This window comes from Eikenella sp. Marseille-P7795, assembly GCF_916618725.1.
Taxonomy (GTDB): domain Bacteria; phylum Pseudomonadota; class Gammaproteobacteria; order Burkholderiales; family Neisseriaceae; genus Eikenella; species Eikenella longinqua.
Genome location: NZ_CAKAJZ010000002.1, coordinates 61,008 through 79,013 on the forward strand (window position 1 = coordinate 61,008; position 18,006 = coordinate 79,013).

Annotated in this window: 17 protein-coding genes and 3 pseudogenes; 4 read left to right on the forward strand and 16 right to left on the reverse strand. The window is 59.5% G+C overall.

Annotated features, from left to right (window positions below; translation table 11 throughout):
* Positions 1 to 70: 70 nt before the first annotated feature.
* The 9 genes and pseudogenes from LG371_RS03645 to fba all read right to left on the reverse strand — a co-directional run bounded on the left by LG371_RS03645 (position 71) and on the right by fba (position 10,973).
* Positions 71 to 1,856 (reverse strand): annotated as a pseudogene (locus tag LG371_RS03645) (assimilatory sulfite reductase (NADPH) flavoprotein subunit).
* A 238-nt stretch (positions 1,857 to 2,094) separates the two neighbouring features.
* Positions 2,095 to 3,324, reverse strand: a complete 1,230-nt coding sequence (locus tag LG371_RS03650) for a sulfate adenylyltransferase subunit 1 (RefSeq protein WP_225747776.1) — start codon at positions 3,322 to 3,324, stop codon at positions 2,095 to 2,097.
* Positions 3,325 to 3,576: 252 nt separating this feature from the next.
* Positions 3,577 to 4,497 carry a sulfate adenylyltransferase subunit CysD gene (gene cysD, locus LG371_RS03655; protein ID WP_225747777.1) on the reverse strand — a complete coding sequence of 307 codons (921 nt, stop codon included), beginning with the start codon at positions 4,495 to 4,497 and terminating at the stop codon, positions 3,577 to 3,579.
* 220 nt (positions 4,498 to 4,717) lie between these two features.
* A pseudogene (locus LG371_RS03660) lies at positions 4,718 to 5,470 on the reverse strand (phosphoadenylyl-sulfate reductase).
* A 28-nt stretch (positions 5,471 to 5,498) separates the two neighbouring features.
* The gene (gene cysG / locus LG371_RS03665; RefSeq protein ID WP_370632653.1) at positions 5,499 to 6,983 is read right to left on the reverse strand and encodes a siroheme synthase CysG; all 1,485 of its coding nucleotides are present in this window, start codon (positions 6,981 to 6,983) and stop codon (positions 5,499 to 5,501) included.
* Positions 6,984 to 7,419: 436 nt separating this feature from the next.
* Complete coding sequence (locus LG371_RS03670; RefSeq protein WP_067592524.1) at positions 7,420 to 7,698, reverse strand: hypothetical protein; 279 nt, start codon at positions 7,696 to 7,698, stop codon at positions 7,420 to 7,422.
* 170 nt (positions 7,699 to 7,868) lie between these two features.
* Entirely contained in the window at positions 7,869 to 8,450 is a 582-nt protein-coding gene (gene metW, locus LG371_RS03675) for a methionine biosynthesis protein MetW (protein WP_067592522.1), read from the reverse strand.
* Positions 8,437 to 9,585, reverse strand: a complete 1,149-nt coding sequence (locus LG371_RS03680) for a homoserine O-acetyltransferase (protein ID WP_067592520.1) — start codon at positions 9,583 to 9,585, stop codon at positions 8,437 to 8,439. The genes metW and LG371_RS03680 overlap by 14 nt, the downstream gene beginning before the upstream one ends.
* A 320-nt stretch (positions 9,586 to 9,905) precedes the next feature.
* Positions 9,906 to 10,973 (reverse strand): class II fructose-bisphosphate aldolase, encoded by a 1,068-nt coding sequence (gene fba, locus LG371_RS03685; RefSeq protein ID WP_067592514.1) that lies wholly within the window; start codon positions 10,971 to 10,973, stop codon positions 9,906 to 9,908.
* Between the two features lie 221 nt (positions 10,974 to 11,194).
* On the opposite strand from fba, the gene LG371_RS03690 reads away from it, so the two are divergent.
* The 3 genes and pseudogenes from LG371_RS03690 to LG371_RS03700 all read left to right on the forward strand — a co-directional run.
* A complete protein-coding gene (locus LG371_RS03690; protein ID WP_067592512.1) occupies positions 11,195 to 11,845 on the forward strand; it encodes a pyrimidine 5'-nucleotidase in 651 nt (216 codons plus the stop codon).
* 160 nt (positions 11,846 to 12,005) lie between these two features.
* Complete coding sequence (locus tag LG371_RS03695; RefSeq protein WP_067592506.1) at positions 12,006 to 13,433, forward strand: MFS transporter; 1,428 nt, start codon at positions 12,006 to 12,008, stop codon at positions 13,431 to 13,433.
* A gap of 176 nt (positions 13,434 to 13,609) precedes the next feature.
* Positions 13,610 to 14,122, forward strand: a pseudogene (locus LG371_RS03700) (site-specific DNA-methyltransferase); the annotation flags it as partial.
* 66 nt (positions 14,123 to 14,188) lie between these two features.
* Here LG371_RS03700 and LG371_RS03705 read toward each other — a convergent pair.
* The 5 genes from LG371_RS03705 to LG371_RS03725 all read right to left on the reverse strand — a co-directional run bounded on the left by LG371_RS03705 (position 14,189) and on the right by LG371_RS03725 (position 16,589).
* Positions 14,189 to 14,368: a virulence factor TspB C-terminal domain-related protein gene (locus LG371_RS03705; protein ID WP_225747778.1), complete on the reverse strand. Its 180-nt coding sequence runs from the start codon at positions 14,366 to 14,368 to the stop codon at positions 14,189 to 14,191.
* Complete coding sequence (locus tag LG371_RS03710) at positions 14,365 to 14,646, reverse strand: hypothetical protein (RefSeq protein WP_225747779.1); 282 nt, start codon at positions 14,644 to 14,646, stop codon at positions 14,365 to 14,367. Before LG371_RS03710 ends, LG371_RS03705 begins: the two co-directional genes overlap by 4 nt.
* A 177-nt stretch (positions 14,647 to 14,823) precedes the next feature.
* Positions 14,824 to 15,864: a signal peptidase I gene (lepB, locus tag LG371_RS03715; protein ID WP_225747780.1), complete on the reverse strand. Its 1,041-nt coding sequence runs from the start codon at positions 15,862 to 15,864 to the stop codon at positions 14,824 to 14,826.
* A 29-nt stretch (positions 15,865 to 15,893) separates the two neighbouring features.
* Complete coding sequence (locus LG371_RS03720; protein WP_067589624.1) at positions 15,894 to 16,328, reverse strand: type II toxin-antitoxin system VapC family toxin; 435 nt, start codon at positions 16,326 to 16,328, stop codon at positions 15,894 to 15,896.
* Positions 16,329 to 16,589, reverse strand: coding sequence for a hypothetical protein (locus tag LG371_RS03725; protein ID WP_067589626.1), 261 nt, complete (start codon positions 16,587 to 16,589; stop codon positions 16,329 to 16,331). It abuts the gene before it with no gap.
* A gap of 111 nt (positions 16,590 to 16,700) precedes the next feature.
* On the opposite strand from LG371_RS03725, the gene LG371_RS03730 reads away from it, so the two are divergent.
* Positions 16,701 to 16,976: a hypothetical protein gene (locus LG371_RS03730; RefSeq protein ID WP_156503448.1), complete on the forward strand. Its 276-nt coding sequence runs from the start codon at positions 16,701 to 16,703 to the stop codon at positions 16,974 to 16,976.
* A 116-nt stretch (positions 16,977 to 17,092) separates the two neighbouring features.
* Here LG371_RS03730 and LG371_RS03735 read toward each other — a convergent pair whose 3' ends face one another.
* Together LG371_RS03735 and LG371_RS03740 are read right to left on the reverse strand one after the other, a co-directional pair.
* Positions 17,093 to 17,332 (reverse strand): hypothetical protein, encoded by a 240-nt coding sequence (locus tag LG371_RS03735; RefSeq protein ID WP_225747781.1) that lies wholly within the window; start codon positions 17,330 to 17,332, stop codon positions 17,093 to 17,095.
* Positions 17,333 to 17,415: 83 nt separating this feature from the next.
* Complete coding sequence (locus LG371_RS03740) at positions 17,416 to 17,985, reverse strand: GTP pyrophosphokinase (protein WP_225747782.1); 570 nt, start codon at positions 17,983 to 17,985, stop codon at positions 17,416 to 17,418.
* Between the last annotated feature and the right edge of the window lie 21 nt (positions 17,986 to 18,006).

Below are 18,006 nucleotides of genomic sequence, written 5' to 3' on the forward strand. Positions count from 1 at the left end.
AAATGGTTTTTTGATTTTCAGGTAGCCTTTTGTTTGCCTACCGTGGCTACCTGAAAAACAGCCGCTGTTTTCAATACACGTCGCGGCGGTAGCGGCCTTCTTGGCGCAGGGTGTCGAGGTAGTCTTCGGCTTCGTCGGGGCTGAGGCGGCCTTGTTCGGCAATCACGGCCAGCAGGGCTTGTTCCACGTCTTTGGCCATGCGCGAGGCGTCGCCGCACACGTAAACATAGGCGCCCTGTTGCAGCCATTGCCACAGCTCGGCGGCTTCTTCGCGGATTTTGTGCTGCACATAGGTTTTCTCTGCCTGATCGCGCGACCAAGCGAAGCTGTATCTGCTCAGCAGGCCTTCTTTCGCCCAGGCCTGCCATTCGGTTTGGTAGAGGAAATCCTGGGTGAAATGCGGGTTGCCGAAAAAGAGCCAGTTTTTGCCAGGATCGCCGTTGGCAGCGCGCTGCTGCATGAAGGCGCGGAAGGGGGCGATGCCGGTGCCGGCGCCGATCATGATCACGGGGGCTTCCGGATTTTCAGGTAGCCTGAAGCGCGGATTGGGCTCGACAAACACGCGCACGGTTTCGTCTTCGGCCAGCCGCTCGGCCAGGAAGCCGGAGGCGGCGCCGGTGCGCGGGATGCCATGGTGCTCGTAGCCGCAACACACCCACGGTGAGGTGCACTTCTTCGCCCGCCTCTTCGGGCGCGGAGGCGATGGAATAGAGGCGCGGCGAGAGGGGGCGCAGCAGGCCGGCGAGCTGCTCGGCGGTGAGCTTGGCCGGATGGCGCGACACGATGCCGGCAATCGGGTTGGCGGCGGCATAGGCGGCGTTGCCTTCGGCGGCCTGTTGCAGCTCGGGGCTACCTGAAATTTCGGCATAGCCCTGCACAAACTGCAGCGTGTTCAGGCCGATTTCCCAATCGTGCAGCAGGGCTTGGCGCACGGGCTTGGCCTGGCCGTTAATGCTCACTTCTTCTTCGCCCGTGAGCGAAACGGCGGCGAGGATTTCCTCCACCACGGCAGGGTCGTTGCTAAACCACACACCCAGCGCGTCGCCGGCGCGATAGGCCAGGCCGGAGCCGGACAAATCCAGCTCGATGTGGCGCACGTCTTTATCGGAATCGCGGCCGGTGATTTTCTGGCGGGCGAGCAGCGTGGCGGGGAAGGGGTGGGCTTTGTTGTAGGCAGATTCGGGCGCGGCCGGGGCGGGGCCGGCTGCAACGCCGTTTGGCGCGGAAGCCGGCGCGGCTGCGGCAGCCTGCTCGCACACCAGCGGCACGATGCGTTCCAGCCAGGCTTCGGCGGTGGCGCGGTAGTCTAAATCGCAGTCTTGGCGCTCCAGCAGGCGCTCGCCGCCCAAATCGGCCAGCAGGCGGTCGAAATCGCGGGCGGCGCCGCAAAACAGCGGGTAGCTGGAATCGCCCAGCCCGAGCACGGCAAAGCGCAGGCCGGCAAGCTTGGGCGCTTTTTTACCGCTGAGCAGTTTGTAGAGGCTGAGCGCTTCTTCCGGCGGCTCGCCTTCGCCCTGGGTGGAGGTAACGAGCAACACAAGCCGTTCGGCGGCGAGGTTTTTCGGCTTGTAGTCGGCGGCGGCGGTGTGGGTGGCGTTCACGCCGGCAGCGGCGAGCTTTTGCTGCAACTGTTCGGCCACGGCGCGGGCGTTGCCGGTTTGCGAGGCGGAAATCACGGCCACGCGCAGGGGTTCGGCGGGCGCGGTTGGCGCAGAATGAGCGGTGGCGGGCGCGGCAACAGCAGGCTGCGCGGCCTGGCCGCCGGCCTGCGCCCAGCAGTAGCCGGAGAGCCAGGCCAGTTGCAGCGGGCTGAGCGCGGCGAGTTGGGCGGCGAGTTCGGGGGGAAGCGGGTTCATGGCGGGTTCCTTGGGTTTGTTTGTTATGGGTTGGGGCTACCTGAAAGCGCCAGCTTCAGCGAAGTGGAGCGATGTCTTGCGAAGCAAGGCTGGGTTTCTGCGAAGCTAAAATCGGGGCGGCTTGGCTGCGGCTTTCAGGGCGGAGTTCGCGGCTATAACTAATCCAAACCGCTTGATAGCAAAGTGGTTTAGGCTACCTGAAAATGTGTCGGCAGGTTTTCAGGTAGCCTTTGCGGCGTTAGCCTGCGGTTTCGCCGTCGGCCAGTATCATGCCGGCGGCCACGGTGTGGTTGGTGGCGTCGTCGATGAGGATGAAGGCGCCGGTGTCGGGGTTGGCGGCATAGGGGGTGCAAACGATGGCTTGGGCGAGGGAGAGCTCGGCTTCGCCCAGGTCGTTCATTTCCAGCGTGTTGTGCCCGGCGGAGTGGCTGAGGGTGTGCACGTCCCACACGCGGCGGACGGCGGTGATTTTGGCGGACACGGTGCGGGTGCTGTGTTTGAGCAGGTAGCGGCGGGCGGGGGTGAGGGGGCGGCTGTCGAACCAGCACAGGGTAGCGGCCAGGCGGCGCTGCGGCGCGAGGGGGCTGGCGGCGGCTTGCTCCGCGCTGCCTTGCAGGCTGATGATTTCGCTGACGCTGCTTTCGAGGCCGGCGGGCTCGACGCGGATTTGATCGCCCACGCGCACGCTGCCGGCTTCGATGCGGCCTTGGTAGCCGCGGAAGTCGTCTTGCTTGCTGCCGTCGGCGCGCTGCACGAGCTGCACGGGGAAGTGGAAGTCTTGCGGCGCTTCAGACACGCCTTCGCCCACGGGCAGCTGTTCCAGCACGGAGAGCAGCGTGCCACCGCCATACCACGGAGTACGCTCGCTGGCGTGGACGATGTTGTCGCCGTGGAGGGCGGAAATGGGGATGAAGCGGATTTCAGGTAGCCCGAGGGTGTCGGCGAGGACGCGGTAGGCCTGCACGACGGCGTTGAATTTCTCTTGGCTGAAGCCGAGCAGGTCCATTTTGTTTACCGCCACGATGATGTGCGGGCAGCGCAGGTGGCGCAGGATGGCGGAGTGGCGTTTGGTTTGCGGCAATAATGGCAGCGGCTGCTGCGAGAAGTCGAGCTGGGCGGCGTCGATGAGCAATACGGCGGCGTGGGCGGTGGAGGCGCCGGTTACCATGTTGCGGGTGTATTGCTCGTGACCGGGGGTGTCGGCGATGATGAATTTGCGGCGGGCGGTGGCGAAGTAGCGGTAGGCCACGTCGATGGTGATGCCTTGCTCGCGTTCGGCTTCGAGGCCGTCGGTGAGGGCGGAGAAGTCGATGGCGCCTTGGCTGCGGCTGCTTTCGAGGCGGCGGATTTGGTCGCCGAGCAGGGCTTTGCTGTCGTAGAGCAGGCGGCCGATGAGGGTGGATTTGCCGTCGTCCACGCTGCCGGCGGTGATGAAGCGCAGGGGGGCTTGGCGGTTGGGGCTGGTCATGGCTGGGCTTTCTCGGGGTGGGTTGGTTTTCAGGTAGCCTGATGCGGTGTGTTTTGTGTGCGGCTGTTGAAACGGTGTAATCTGTTTTAGCTTCTCAGAAACTCAGTCTTGGTTAAACCAAGACATCGTTTTCAGGTAGCCTGCGGATGCGGCGGGCTTGGGGCTACCTGAAAGCACAAGCTTCAACGCAGTGGACCGATGTTTTGCGAAGCAAGGCTGAGTTGCTGCGAAGCCAAAATCGGGCGCTTGGTTTTAGAAATAGCCTTGTTTCTTGCGCTGCTCCATGGCGGCTTCGCTCACTTGGTCGTCGAGGCGGGTGGCGCTGCGCTCGGAAATGTCGGCCAGGGCGGTTTCGGCGATGATGTCGGCGGGGGTGGCGGCGCTGCTGGCCACGGGGCAGGTGCAGGAGATGTCGCCCACGGTGCGGAAGCGCACGGAAAGCTCTTCTATCGCTTCGCCTTCGCGCGGCGGGGTGAGCTCGGTTACGGGCACGAGCAGGCCTTGGCGGTGCACCACTCGGCGGCGGTGGGCGTAGTAGATTGGCGGCAGGGCGAGTTTTTCGCGTTCGATGTATTGCCACACGTCGAGCTCGGTCCAGTTGGAAATGGGAAACACGCGCAGGTTTTCGCCGTGGTGCAGGCGGGCGTTGTAGAGCGACCAGAGCTCGGGGCGTTGGTCTTTGGGGTTCCATTGGCCGAATTCGTCGCGGAAGGAGAAGATGCGTTCTTTGGCGCGGGCTTTTTCTTCGTCGCGGCGGGCGCCGCCCATCAGGGCGTCGAAGCCGTGTTCTTCGATGGCTTCGAGCAGGGTGACGGCTTGGGCGGCGTTGCGCGAGTCGGTTTCGCGGCGCAGCACGACGGTGCCTTTGGCGATGGAGTCTTCCACGCTGCCCACGATGAGCTGTGCGCCGGCGCGGCGGGCGGTTTCGTCGCGGAAGGCGATGACTTCGGGATAGTTGTGGCCGGTGTCAATGTGCAGCAGTGGGAAGGGCAGCGGGATGCTGCGCCCGGGCACGGAGAAGGCTTTGCGGGCAAGGGCGAGCAGGACGACGGAGTCTTTGCCGCCGGAAAACAGGATGGCGGGGCGGCGGCATTCAGCCAGCACTTCGCGGATGATGTAGACGGATTCAGCTTCGAGCCAGTCGAGGTGGTCGTTGTGCAGGGTGGCGCTCATGGCGGGCTTTCGGGTTTAGGGTTTTTGTTTGGGTTGCCTTTGGTTTCAGGTAGCCTGTATGCGGGCGCTTGGGGCTACCTGAAAAATTTTGTGGATATGTTGCCGGTCAGGAATGCCCGGGCTGTGGGCTTTAGCTTCGCAGAAACTCCGCCTTGGCTGCGCCAAGACATCGTTTTAACTTCGTTGAAGCTGACGCTTTCAGGTAGCCTTTGCGGCGGGATTATTTGTGCAGGCCGCATTCTTTGCTGTCGCGGTTTTCCCACCACCAGCGGCCGGAACGGATGTCTTCGCCGGCCTTCACCGGCATGGTGCAGGGCTCGCAGCCGATGCTGGGGTAGCCTTGGCGGTAGAGCGCGTTGGTGGGCAGGCGGTGTTGCAGCACATAGGCCCACACGTCTGGCTCGCTCCAGTCGGCCAGCGGGTTGTATTTGGCGATACCGCGCGCGCTGTCTTGCTCGGCCAGGGGCAGGCGGCTGCGGGTGCTGGATTGGCCGCGCCGCTAGCCGGTAATCCAGGCGTCGGCGTCGGCCAGCGCGCGGTTGAGCGGCTCCACTTTGCGGATATGGCAGCACTGCCGGCGCAATGCCACGCTGTCGTAAAACGCGTTGGCGCCGAATTCGTTTACATAGGCGGCCACGGCTTCGGCGTCGGGGTAATACAGGCGCAGGTTCAAATCGGGGTAGCGGCTGCTCACTTCGTCGGCCAGCGCCAGGGTCTCTCGGTTGAGGCGGCCGGTTTCCAACACAAACACTTCCACCCGCAGCGATTGCGCGGCCAGCAGGTCGGTGAGCACCATGTCTTCGGCGGCCAGGCTGCTGGCGAGTTTCACCCGGCCGTGGCGCTGGTAGATGTCTTGCAGGCGGCGGCGCAGCGCGGCGGTTTTTTCAGGTAGCCTCTGGTAGGCGGCGGCAGAGGGCTGCGGTATCTGCCACAGCTTCGGTTTGGTAAACACGCTGCTTGGCACCCATTCCATGATTTCTTCTTTGCTCATCACGCGCTCCTCAGGCCGCATGCACCGCCGGCCGTTCTGCTCCGGCATCGGGCAGCACATACCAGCCGCTGCGGTCGGCCGACAAGGCGGGCTGCTCGCCAAACCAAGCCAAACGGTGGTGCAGCGCGGCGGTTTCGCCGATGATCAGCAAAGCGGGCTGCGGCGCTTGCGCGGCCAGCTCAGGCAGCTCGGAGAGGCTACCTGAAAACACCTGCTGCCCGGGCAGCGTGCCGCAGCCGACCACGGCGGCGGGCGTGTCGGCGGCGCGGCCGTGGGCGATGAGTTCGCGCGAGAGCTCGGCAGCCTTAATCGTGCCCATATACACCACCAGCGTTTGCCGGCTTTGCGCCAGCGCCTGCCAATCGGGCGCGTCGGCGTTGATTTTGCGGTGGCCGGTGATAAACATGGCGCTGTGCACATGGTCGCGGTGGGTGAGCGGGATGCCGGCATAGGCGGCGGCGCCCAGCGCGGCGGTGATGCCGGGCACCACTTCAAACGGAATGCCCGCCTCGCGCAGCGCTTCCAATTCCTCGCCGCCGCGCCCGAACACAAACGGGTCGCCGCCTTTGAGCCGCACCACGCGTTTGCCGGCCAGGGCATAGCGCACCAGCAGGCGGTTGGTTTCCTCCTGCGGCACGCTGCCGCCCCGTGCGCGTTTGCCCACGCAGATTTTGTCGGCATCGCGCCGCACCAGCTCCAGCACCTGTTCCGACACCAGCGCGTCGTATAGCACTACATCGGCCTCCTGAATGCGCTGCAAGCCTTTGAGCGTGAGCAGCCCGGCATCGCCCGGCCCCGCGCCCACCAGCGCCACTTCGCCGGTTTGCGGCCAATCGCCTGCCAGCTGCCGCCGCACCAAGCATTCGGCCTCGCGACTGCGGCGGCTGTCGGCCAGCCTCTGGAAGGCGGCGGAAGTGAACAGCTTTTCCCAGAAGCGGCGGCGCTGCGTCGTGCTGCCGAGTTTGGCTTTCACGCGGCCGCGCCACTGCCCGGCAATGCCCGCCATCACGCCCAAGCCCTGCGGCAGCAAGGCTTCCAGCTTTTCGCGCAGCAGCCGCGCCAGCACCGGCGCTTGGCCGCCGCTGGAAATGGCGATTTGGATGGGATGGCGGTCGATGATGGAGGGGAAGATGAAATTGCAGCGGGCGGGGTCGTCCACCGTGTTCACCAGCAGGCGGCGCTGCTGCGCGGCTTGGAACACCTGCTCGTTGAGGGCGGAATCGTTGGTGGCGGCCACGGCGAGGAAGGCGCTGTCGAGCAATTCGGGGGAAAACGCACGCGCCGCCCATTCCACCCGCCCAGCTTCGTGCAGCGATTGGATTTGCGGGTGCAGCGACTCCGCCGCAATGCGGATGGCCGCGCCACATTTGAGCAGCAGGCTGATTTTGCGCAACGCCACGCCGCCCGCACCCACCACCAACACGGAGCGGCCTTTCAAATCGGCAAACAGGGGGAAATAGTCCATTTTCGTTCTCCAAAACCGTGCGCTTATCATAGGCGAAGCGGCAGGCAGAACGGAAAGACCGATTTTGACCTTAGATAGAAGGAAAAATTATATATAGCACAACCAGCTGGTTTTAAATGATTATTTAAGAGATATACAACAATAAAGGCTACCTGAAAGCGATGTCTTGGCGCAGTCAAGGCTGAGTTTCTGCGAAGCTAAAACGATGTCTTGGCGCAGCCAAGGCGGAGTTGCCGCGAAGCTAAAGCGATGTCTCGGCACAGCCAAGGCAAGGTTTCTGCGAAACCCAAACGAAACGCCAACCAACCTTTCGCCCAAGCCAATCCGTTTCATTTTTTCAGGTAGCCTTATCCGGTTGGCAAACCCAACAACCCGGCAAAAATAAAGGCTACCTGAAAACGCAGCGCAGCAAAGTTTCTGCGAAGCGAAAATTTTCAGGTAGCCTCGTTGGTATCACAGCGGCAGCTTAAAGCTGGAAGCCCTCCAGCACTTTGCTGCGGAATTCCGGATATTCCTCCAGTTCGTCCAACACGAAGCGCTGCGCGTCGATTTCGTGCGCCATGTCTTTTTCAAACTTTTCCAGCAGCGTGGTGCGGGCATTGCTGTCGTTGTATTTTTTGGTCACTTTCAAGCGGGCAGCCCATTGGTGGCGGGCTTTGTCTTCGATGATCATCATCAGGCAGTTGAGCTCGAAGTCGCCTTTGTCGTCGCTGGCGGCCAGCTTGTCTGAAAAATTGCGTAGCATAAGTATCCAATCTCCCTATTCTTACAAAACAAACGAATATTTTTACTTAATTATACGTTTCACCGCCGCCGCAACTTTGACCTGGCTTAAATAAAAGCCATCTTGTGCGGATTTGAATAATCTTTCTAAATCATCGGGTAAACCCGCAAATCCAAAGGCAAAGCAATCGTTCAGCCCACGCGGTAAAACGCCAGGCTGCCCAGCAGGTTGGGCAGGTATTGCACGCGCTGGCCGCCGGCCATCACCGCCCGTTCGAGCACGCGGATGCGGTTTTTGGCGCACAGGCGGTCGAAATCGCTCAGGGTGCACCAATGGATGTTGGGCGTGTCGTACCAATCGTAGGGCATGCGCTCGCTCACGGGCATGTGACCGCCGAACACCAGCTGGAAGCGGTTGCGCCAATAGCCGAAGTTGGGGAAGGTGACGATGGCTTGCTTGGCCACGCGGGTGAGGTCGCGCAAGATGGTTTCCACGTTTTGCATGGCCTGGATGGTTTGGCTGAGCACGATAATGTCGAAGCTGCCGTCGCCGAAGGCTTGCAGGCCTTGCTCCAAGTCCGCCTGGATCACGTTCACGCCGCGGCCGATGGCGGCAATCACGCTGCCAGTGTCGATTTCCACGCCGTAGCCGGTGCAGCTTTTATGCGTTACCAGGGCTTGCAGCAGCTCGCCGTCGCCGCAGCCCAAATCGAGCACGCGGCTGCCCTCGGGAATCCAGTCGTAGATCAGTTGCAGGTCGTCACGCAGATTCATGCGCCAACTCCTTGTGGATATTATCGATATAGGCTTTCACGGCTTTCAAGTAGGGCTCGTCTTCCATCAGGAAGGCGTCGTGGCCGTGGGAGGATTCGATTTCGATGTATTGCACGTTTTTCTTGGCACCAATCAGGGCTTTCACCAGCTCGTGCGAGCGCTCGGGGGCGAAGCGCCAGTCGCTGCTGAAGCTGGCCACGAAGAATTTGGCCTGCACGCCGGCGAGGGCGGCTTGGAGGCTGTGGCCGAAATCGGCGGCGGGATCGAAATAATCCAGCGCCTTGGTCATCAAGAGATAAGTGTTGGCATCGAAGCGGTCGGCAAATTTGTCGCCTTGGTAGCGCAGATAGCTTTCCACTTCAAATTCAATGCCGTAGCCATATTGCAGCTCGCCGCTTTTCATCTGGCGGCCAAACTTTTTGCCCAGCCCGTCTTCGGCCAGATAGGTGATGTGCCCCATCATGCGGGCAATGCGCAGACCGCGGCGCGGCACGGCTTGGCGGCAGGCGTAGTGGCCTTCGTGGAAATCGGGGTCGGTGAGGATGGCTTGGCGGGCAACGTCGTTGAAGGCGATGTTTTGGGTGGACAATTTGGGCGCGGAGGCAATCACCAGGGCGTGGCGCACGCGCTCGGGGAAGTCGATGGCCCATTGCAGGGCCTGCATGCCGCCGAGGCTGCCGCCCATCACCGCCGCCCATTGTTTGATGCCGAAATGGTCGGCCAGGAGCGCTTGGGAGCGCACCCAGTCTTTCACGGTTACCACGGGGAAATCGGAGCCGTAGGGCTGGCCGGTGGCGGGGTTGGTGCTCAGGGGGCCGCTGCTGCCGGCACAGCCGCCGAGATTATTGAGCCCGACCACGAAGAAGCGGTTGGTGTCTACCGGCTTGTTGGGGCCAACCATGTTGTCCCACCAGCCGGGGTGTTTGTCGGCCGGGCTGTGGCGGCCGGCCACGTGGTGCGTGCCGGAGAGGGCGTGGCAGATGAGGATGGCGTTGGATTTACTCTCGTTGAGCGTGCCGTAGGTTTCGGTGATCAGGTCGAAACGCGGCAGGGTGTGGCCGTTTTGCAGGGTGAAGGGCTGTTCGAAGGCGATGGTTTGCGGGGCAACGATCCCCACGGAGGCGGGCTGGTTCATAGGCGGCTTGCTTGTTAAATTATGTTGATTATAGCGGATGGGGCGGAGAAATTCATGGTATGCGCCCGGAGGCGGAGGGCTACCTGAAAATGCTGCGCGGTATTTTCACTTCCTTGGAAGCGACGTTTTAGTTTGGCAGAGATTCCGCCTTGGCTAAACCGAGGCATCGTTTTTCAGGTAGCCTTTCTTCGGCAGCCGGATGATGATTACTCTGCAAACCCCGTTTCCCCAAACCAAACAGGCTACCTGAAACAAGCTTTGCGATGTTCTGCGAAGCGGAATTTTTCAGGTAGCCTGTTGCCATTCATTCAATCAAAGGTTTACTTCACCACCACTTGGTTTAGCTCGCCTTTGGCGTAGCGGGTGGCCATTTTTTCCAGCGAAACGGGTTTGATTTTATCCGCCATGCCTTCGCAGCCGAAAGCCTGGTAGCGTGCGAGGCAGATGCCTTTCATGGCTTCGATGGTTTTGGCCAGGTATTTGCGCGGGTCGAACTCGCTGGGGTGTTCGGCCAGGAAGCGGCGGATAGCGCCGGTGCTGGCCAGACGCAGGTCGGTGTCGATATTCACCTTGCGCACGCCGTGTTTGATGCCTTCCACGATTTCTTCCACCGGCACGCCGTAGGTTTCGCCGATGTCGCCGCCGTATTCGTTGATCACTTTCAGCCATTCCTGCGGCACGGAGCTGGAGCCGTGCATCACGATGTGCGTGTTCGGCAGGGCGGCGTGGATTTCTTTAATGCGGTCGATGCGCAGCACGTCGCCTGTGGGCGGGCGGGTAAACTTATACGCGCCGTGGCTGGTGCCCACGGCGATGGCGAGCGCGTCCACGCCGGTGTCGTTTACGAAGCGCACGGCGTCTTCCACGCTGGTGAGCATTTGGTCGTGGCTCAACTTGCCGGCGGCGCCCACGCCGTCTTCTTCGCCCGCTTCACCGGTTTCCAGGTTGCCCAACACGCCGATTTCGCCTTCCACGGATACGCCGCAGGCATGGGAGAAGTTCACCACGGTGCGGGTAACGTCCACGTTGTATTCGTAGCTAGACGGAGTTTTGCCGTCGGCCAGGAGCGAGCCGTCCATCATCACCGAGCTGAAGCCGAGCTGGATGGAGCGTTGGCACACATCGGGCGAGGCGCCGTGGTCTTGGTGCATCACCACGGGAATGTGCGGAAATTCTTCCACCGCCGCCAAAATCAGGTGGCGCAAGAAGGGCGCGCCGGCGTATTTGCGCGCGCCGGCAGAAGCCTGCACGATCACGGGCGCATTCACTTGGTCGGCCGCTTCCATGATGGCGCGCATCTGTTCCAAGTTGTTCACATTAAAGGCGGGCAGGCCGTAGCCGTGTTCGGCGGCGTGGTCCAAAAGCTGGCGCATGGATACCAAAGCCATAGCAATCTCCTAAGTGATAATCGGTTGTAAGAATCGGCGTGATTATAGCAGCAAACGGCAGCATTGGCGGGCAGGCGCTATATGGAGCTGAAGCAATTATTTCTGCATACCAGGCGGCGAGCCGCAGGCAGTATGAGCGATACGGCAAGGCGAGCCAACGCCGTATGAAGAAATAAGTGCTTTAGCTATAATCCCGCCTTTCTATTTTTCAGGTAGCCTTTATGCCGCCGCCCCAGCCCGTTTGGCTGTTTGATTTAGACGACACTCTGCACCGCGCCGATGCGGGCATCTTCCTGCTCATCAACCGCCGCATGACCGCCTTCATGGCGCGCGAGCTCGGCCTGAGCCTGCCCGAAGCCTCCGACCTGCGCGAACACTACTGGCGTCACTACGGCGCCACGCTCGGCGGTTTGCAGCGGCACCACCCGCACATCCGCCCCGCCGACTTCCTGCGCCAAAGCCACCACCTGCCCGAACTCCTGGCCGCGCTGCAAGCCATGCCGCACGCCGCCGAAGCGCTTGCTGCCCTGCCCGGCCGCAAAGCCGTGTTTTCCAACGGCCCCGCGTTTTACGTGCGCGCCTTGGTTGAGGCGATGGGTTTGGGCGGCCATTTCGACGCGCTGTTCGGCGTGGACGACCTAGCCCTGCACCACAAGCCGCAGCCGCAATCTTTCCGTTTGGTGTGCGCCGCGCTGGCCGTGCCGCCGCAGCAATGCATCTTGGTGGACGACAGCGCCGCCAACCTGCAAGCAGCCAAGGCGCTGGGCATGCGCACGGTGTGGTTCGGCAGCCGCGCCGAGCCGCAGCCCTTCGCCAACCATGTGGCCCGCGATATGCTGGCCGTGCGGGCTTTGGCCGACGAAATGGCGTAGAATCTGCCGTTTGCCCTGCCCACCTGCCCGGGTTTGGCTGCATAGCCTGGCTGCGCCGAAACCCCTATTTTTCAGGTAGCCTTTTCGCTGCGCCCCAGCCCGCGTTTTCAGGTAGCCTCTATACAGCAGCAATCCATTCCACAATAAGAAAGAACGCTTTATGCAACACACCGATTCCGCCGCCCAACATGAATACTTCGCCGACCGCGAGGGCTTCCCTGCCAAAACCATCGTGGCCACGCTCTTTATCGGCGCCTTCTTCGGCTACCTGAACGACACCCTGCTCAACGTGGCGCTCACGCCCATCATGCGCGATTTCCACATCGACAAAACCACCGCCCAATGGCTCACCACCGGCTTCCTCTTGGTGATGGGCGCGTTCACGCCGATTACCGCCGGCGTGATCCAATGGTTTGAAACGCGCAAAATGGTACTCATCACCCAAGCCACCTTCCTCGCCGGCTCGCTGATTTGCGCGCTCGCGCCCAATTTCGGCGTGCTGCTGGCCGGGCGCATGGTGCAGGCCATATCCGCCGCGTTTTTCGTGCCGCTGCTGTTTAACGGCATCCTCAATATCTTCCCGCCCAACCGGCGCGGCACGGCCATGGGCGTGATCACCATGATGTTCACCGCCGCCCCCGCGCTCGGCCCCACCCTCTCCGGCATCATCATCGACCACACCCACTGGCGCGTGCTCTTCGCCGCCACCGCGCCGTTTATGCTCGCGGCCATGTTTCTCGTGGGCAAATACCTCAGCGTCAATCTCAACCCCATCACCCGCCCGAAAATCGACATCCCCTCCGCCCTGCTTTCCATCGGCGGCTTCGGCGGGCTGGTGTATGCGTGCAGCAACTTCGCTGCGCTGCCCTTGGCCGAGTTTGCCCTGCTCCTGGCCGGCTCCGTGCTGCTCATCGGCTGGTTTGTGCGCCGCCAGTTTCACATTGCCACGCCGCTGCTCAACCTACGCGCACTGCAATACAGCCAGTTCAGCCTGTGCCTGGCCATCCTCGCCTGCTCCTATTTCCTGTTTCTCGGCCTCGAGCTGATGGTGCCCATCTACACCCAGCAGGTGCTGCTGCTCACCGGCACGGCCACCGGCCTCATCCTGATGCCCGCCAGCATCGCCCAAGCCTGCGCCGCGCCGCTGTTTGGTAAACTGCTGGATAAAAAAGGCGGTCGCTTCGTGGTGCTGCCCGCCACCATCCTGCTCACCGCCTCGCTGGCCGTATTGTGGGGCTACTTGAAAATCGACACCCAAACCGCCGCCCTCTCCGCCATGTTTGCCCTGATGGCCGTGGCCGTATCCGCCTGCATCACCGGCGAAACCCACGGCCTCAACGCCCTGCCCAAACACCTCAACCCGCACGGCGCCGCCATCATCACCACCATCAACCCCATCGCCGGCGCCATCGGAGCCGCCTTCTTCGTGGGCACCACCAACATCGGCGAACATCTCTCCGGCGGCAGCAGCCCGCAACAGGCCATGCTCAACGGCATCCACCTCAGCATGAGCTTCGCCCTGGCCGTCGGCATCCTCACCATCGTCTGCGCCTACCGGCTCAAGCCGCACGGCGAAAGCAGCGAATAAATCCGCCATGCCTGCACACCAAACAACAGGCTACCTGAAAAATTTAGCTTCGCAGAAACTCGCAAAACTCGTTTTCAGGTAGCCTGTTGCTCACAAGAATAAACACCAGCATGGCAACACTGCACAAACCACGCTAGAATCGGCAGCTCCGTCCGATACATTAGAAAGACGCAGTTATGGCGAACCGAACCGAACCGAACCGAACCGAAATTATACCAAATCTAGAAAATAATCCCAACAAAAACAGATTATTACAACTCAAAAAAATCTTTCCCGAAGCCTTCTGCGAAGAACAGGTCGACTGGGAAAAGCTCAAACTCGTGCTGGGCGAAGATAACCTTGCCCACACAGGCGAACGCTACCGGCTCGACTGGGCGGGCAAAAGCGATGCCTACCGCACGCTGCAATCGCCCGCATCCCACACCCTCGCGCCCTGCCAAAGCGAAAGCGTGGATTGGAGCGGCACGCAAAATCTCTTTATCGAAGCCGAAAACCTCGAAGCCCTGAAAATCCTGCAAAAATCCTACGTCGGCAGCGTGAAGATGATCTACATCGACCCGCCTTACAACACCGGCAACGATTCCTTCATTTATCCCGACAAATTCTCCGAAACTCGCGAAGAATACGCCCGCCGCGTGGGCGACACCGACGACGCGGGCTATCTGAAACGCGACGGTATGTTCCAAGGCGGAGAGAAACTTCACTGGTCTTAGTGAGGATTGCGGGAGGATTCGAACGGCCAGGCGGAAACGTTGCTACACTTCCTGACGTACCACGCGGGCAACGAAGAAGGCGGCCACCAGCCAGGCGCCGGCAATAATGAACGGCCTAATCTTGCGCGCGGCGGCACAGGCGGGTTCAGGCCGCATGCTGGCTGCTGCAATGATGGCATCAATATCTGATGCTTCCGGTAGCTGATATTTGCGCTTGCTCATAGCACGCACTCCTCCGGTACGAGGCGCACAACTTCGGATTCGGTAATGCTGCGGAAGAAGGGAATGCCCAGTTCGATTGCGTCGATTACGTACAATGAATAGCTGTCGAGCAATTCGGGTACGACGTCTTCTGATTCGAGTTCTACTATTTCGGAATAAAGAATGTGGCCGCGCTCCGGCGTGATGTGCAGAATCAACGTGACTTCGTAAAACAGGCCGTCTTTCGGTCTGCCAATCGTGGCCGTGATATTGGGATAGGTAGGTAATTGAAGTTTCATGATTTAAGCCCCTTTGCTTGGCTGTTTTGAAATGGCGGGGCTTAAAAAAACCCCGATAACATAACCTTTGATAAGGTTTGTTAACGGGGCGCAATATATAAGGCTACCTGAAAAACTTTAGCTTCGCACAGACTGCGCTGCGCTTCGTCTTCAGGTAGCCTTTTGCCGTGTCGGCTCTTAGCGGATGGAATTGCCGATGCGCGACCTGTCGCCCACGTTCATCCACACGAAAAATGCCTTACCCACCAGCAGTTTGTCGTCCACAAAGCCCCAGTAGCGCGAATCGGCGCTGCTGTCGCGGTTGTCGCCCATAGCGAAATATTTGCCTGCCGGCACGGTGCATTTGAAGCCGCTGCCGTCTGCCTCGTATTCGCAATGTTCGCGCAGGCCGCTTTGGTAGCCGCTTTGGGCGAAATCGTTGGCCGATTGGGCGAGGAAGGGGATGGACACCGTGGGTGCGTCTTCGTTTTTCAGCACTTCAAACTGCCGGCCTTCCCAGTTAGCCGTAAAACGGGCGGCTTCCAAGATTCTGTTTGCATTGAAATCATCGGGATAGCTGTAGGCGGCGGTGAAGGTATCCTGCTCGGTTTTGCCGTTTACCGTCAGCACCTTATTGCGGTATTCCACCACGTCGCCCGGCAGCCCGACGATGCGCTTGATGTAGTTGATGTCGGGGTTTACGGGATAGTTGAACACCACCACATCGCCGCGCTGCACCTGCCCCACCGGAATCAGCACATTGTTCAACACCGGTACGCGGATGCCGTAGGTGAACTTGTTCACCAGCACAAAATCGCCCTTCACCAGCCCCGGCCGCATCGAGCTGGAAGGAATCTGGAAAGGCTCGGCCACAAAGGTGCGCAACACAAACACCACCAAAATCAGCGGGAAAAAGCTGCCCATGTAGTCGCGAAAATGGTTGTCGTCGCGGTCGGTTTCGGCGCTGTAGCCGGGCGCTTGCCGCCGCTGCTTGCGCGCCATCCGCGCCCACAGCCACACCGCGCCGGTGAGCAGCACCAAAATCAGCAGCACGGCGGTGAGGCTAATCACTTTGGCCAGCAGGCCGAAGGCACCCACCATCATCAAAAGGTAGCCCCATTGCAGGCCGCCGCTCCATTCGCCGTTGTTCTGCCGCGTTTTCCCGCTCGCGGCAAACAGCACGATACCGGCAACCAAGGCGGCGATGGCGGCATAGAGGATTGTGTTGGATTGTTCCACTTTAATTTTGTTCCTATGTTGCGGTCTTCTTAGAGAGAGGCTACCTGAAAATCAAACGGATTCAATAATGCCACGCCCATGCCGGCAAAATCTGCAGTATTGCGCGTAACCAAAGTGAGGCGGTGCTGCATGGCGGTGGCGGCAATCCAGGAGTTGTTTTCGGGCGATTTATCCGGAATATGCAGGGTGGCGCAAATAGCGGCGGTGATATCGTCTATGCCCAAAATCCGCCCGTGCATCGATGGTTTGAACGTATGCTCAAACCATTGGCGGAGCACCACGCCTTGGGCCGGATCTTTATTGGCCATCCCCAGCACCCCGCGCTCAATTTCCATCGCCACCACTACACTGGTAAAAAATTGTTCTGTTTTAATGGTTTGTGCCCAAGCCGCCACATTCGGATTGGCCTTGCCTTTAGGCAACAAACGCAATTCTCGAAAGATATTGGTATCTAGTAGATACATTTATTCGCCGCCCCAGTCCAATTGTTTCCGTTGCCTGGCACTGCGCGGCGACACATCCCAATTGGTTTCGGCTACCTCGGGATTGGCGCAACCAAACCATTCAGCCAGGGTCTCGGGCTGTTTTTTCTGATTATCTTCTTGATAAGCCTGCAAAATATAGGCAGGTTTGCCGTATTTGGTAATAATCACGGGCTCGCGGTCAGCCAGGCTTTGCGCTTTGTTGGTGTAGCGGTTGAAGTCTTGGCAAGTCATGATTTGCATGATGGGCTCCTACAAATAACATGCGTCAAGATTACTACTTTTGCGAAAAAAAATCTACTTTCATGTATCTCAAACCATCTGAACCTAATTTGCCAATTCATGAGCCGAAATATGTCTGCAACACTCCCCAACCGAGGACAAAAGCAGCAAAGGCAAGAAAAGGTGCCATACCAAGTAAAACCACAAAATAAACCAACCTCGCCACACTTCTCCATATACTACAGTGGTGTGAATGGCAAAATCAGCATGGAATACAAGGTTATTTCAACCATACCATCGCTCAACATTTCCCGTGACAAGGGAAAATTAGACATAGCAAGCCAAAAAATCGGCATCCATACCGGAGAAGTTAAAGCAACCAAGGAATACAACCAGCGCCACCAGTAATGGCGAACAGGCGGTTTCGGTGAACGTTTCTGTATCCGAATTTTCCCCATAAGCTCGCACCCCCTGTAATCAGGCCACCTGAAACCGACAGTCTCGATAAATCAATATATTACCTATCACCTGCCCCGCCCGATGCCGAAGCCGTAGGCCGTTTCGCCGTTTACCTCGCGGCAGGCTACCTGAAAATACTGATAGCGGGGATTGTCTCCGTTCAAAAACAGCACGGGCGTGCCGTCTGGGCAGAATTGTCGGAATTGCGCCAATACTTCCGGCGCGGCGGAAACGGCCAGCGGTTCGGTTTCCCCGGCTTCTCCGGCTGCGGATTGGGCGCGGCACAGGCAGCGGAAGCCGCACAAACTGCCAGCATTGAAAAAAGGGTTTTCATAAATCGACTTCCCTAGAATTTAGGCCACTGTTATTCCCACGCTGGGATAGTACGTTATTTCACAAACAGGCGTTTATATGCCATATGGCTCTCAATATTGGCTTTGACATCTTTCTCATCCCACACTTGCAATTCCCAAGGGTAGTAGAAATTACTACCGTTTTTGAAATAAATATGGATGCCAATATAGCCGTCCACATCGCGCAGATACCAGTTTTTTAAGCCGTATTCTGCTTTCCAGACATCCAATTTTTCCATAATTTCCGCCACGCTCTCGGAAGGCAGAATCACACGCGCACCGAAAATGTCGTTTAGGATATTGTTTACGGGATATTGGTTGTCCCGCGCCAGATAGCGGCTGATTTTGTCATGAATGCTTTCGGCAGTTTTCACTCGGTAGAAAAAATCGATGCCGCGCATATCGGCAAAGGCCAAATAGTCGTTAATCGCCTCATGCAGATTCAGGCGGTAGGACAAAATATGTTCAATCGTCACATTTTTCAGCGTGTGCGACAGATTGATTTTCTGCACCTTGCCCGTTTCAAAATAATCCTGCAAATATTGTGCGTGGATGCGGTTGATTTCGCGGATTAAGCGTTCGGTTTTTTGAACCCGAGTTTCCATAGTCAGTCATCCCGTTTTCAG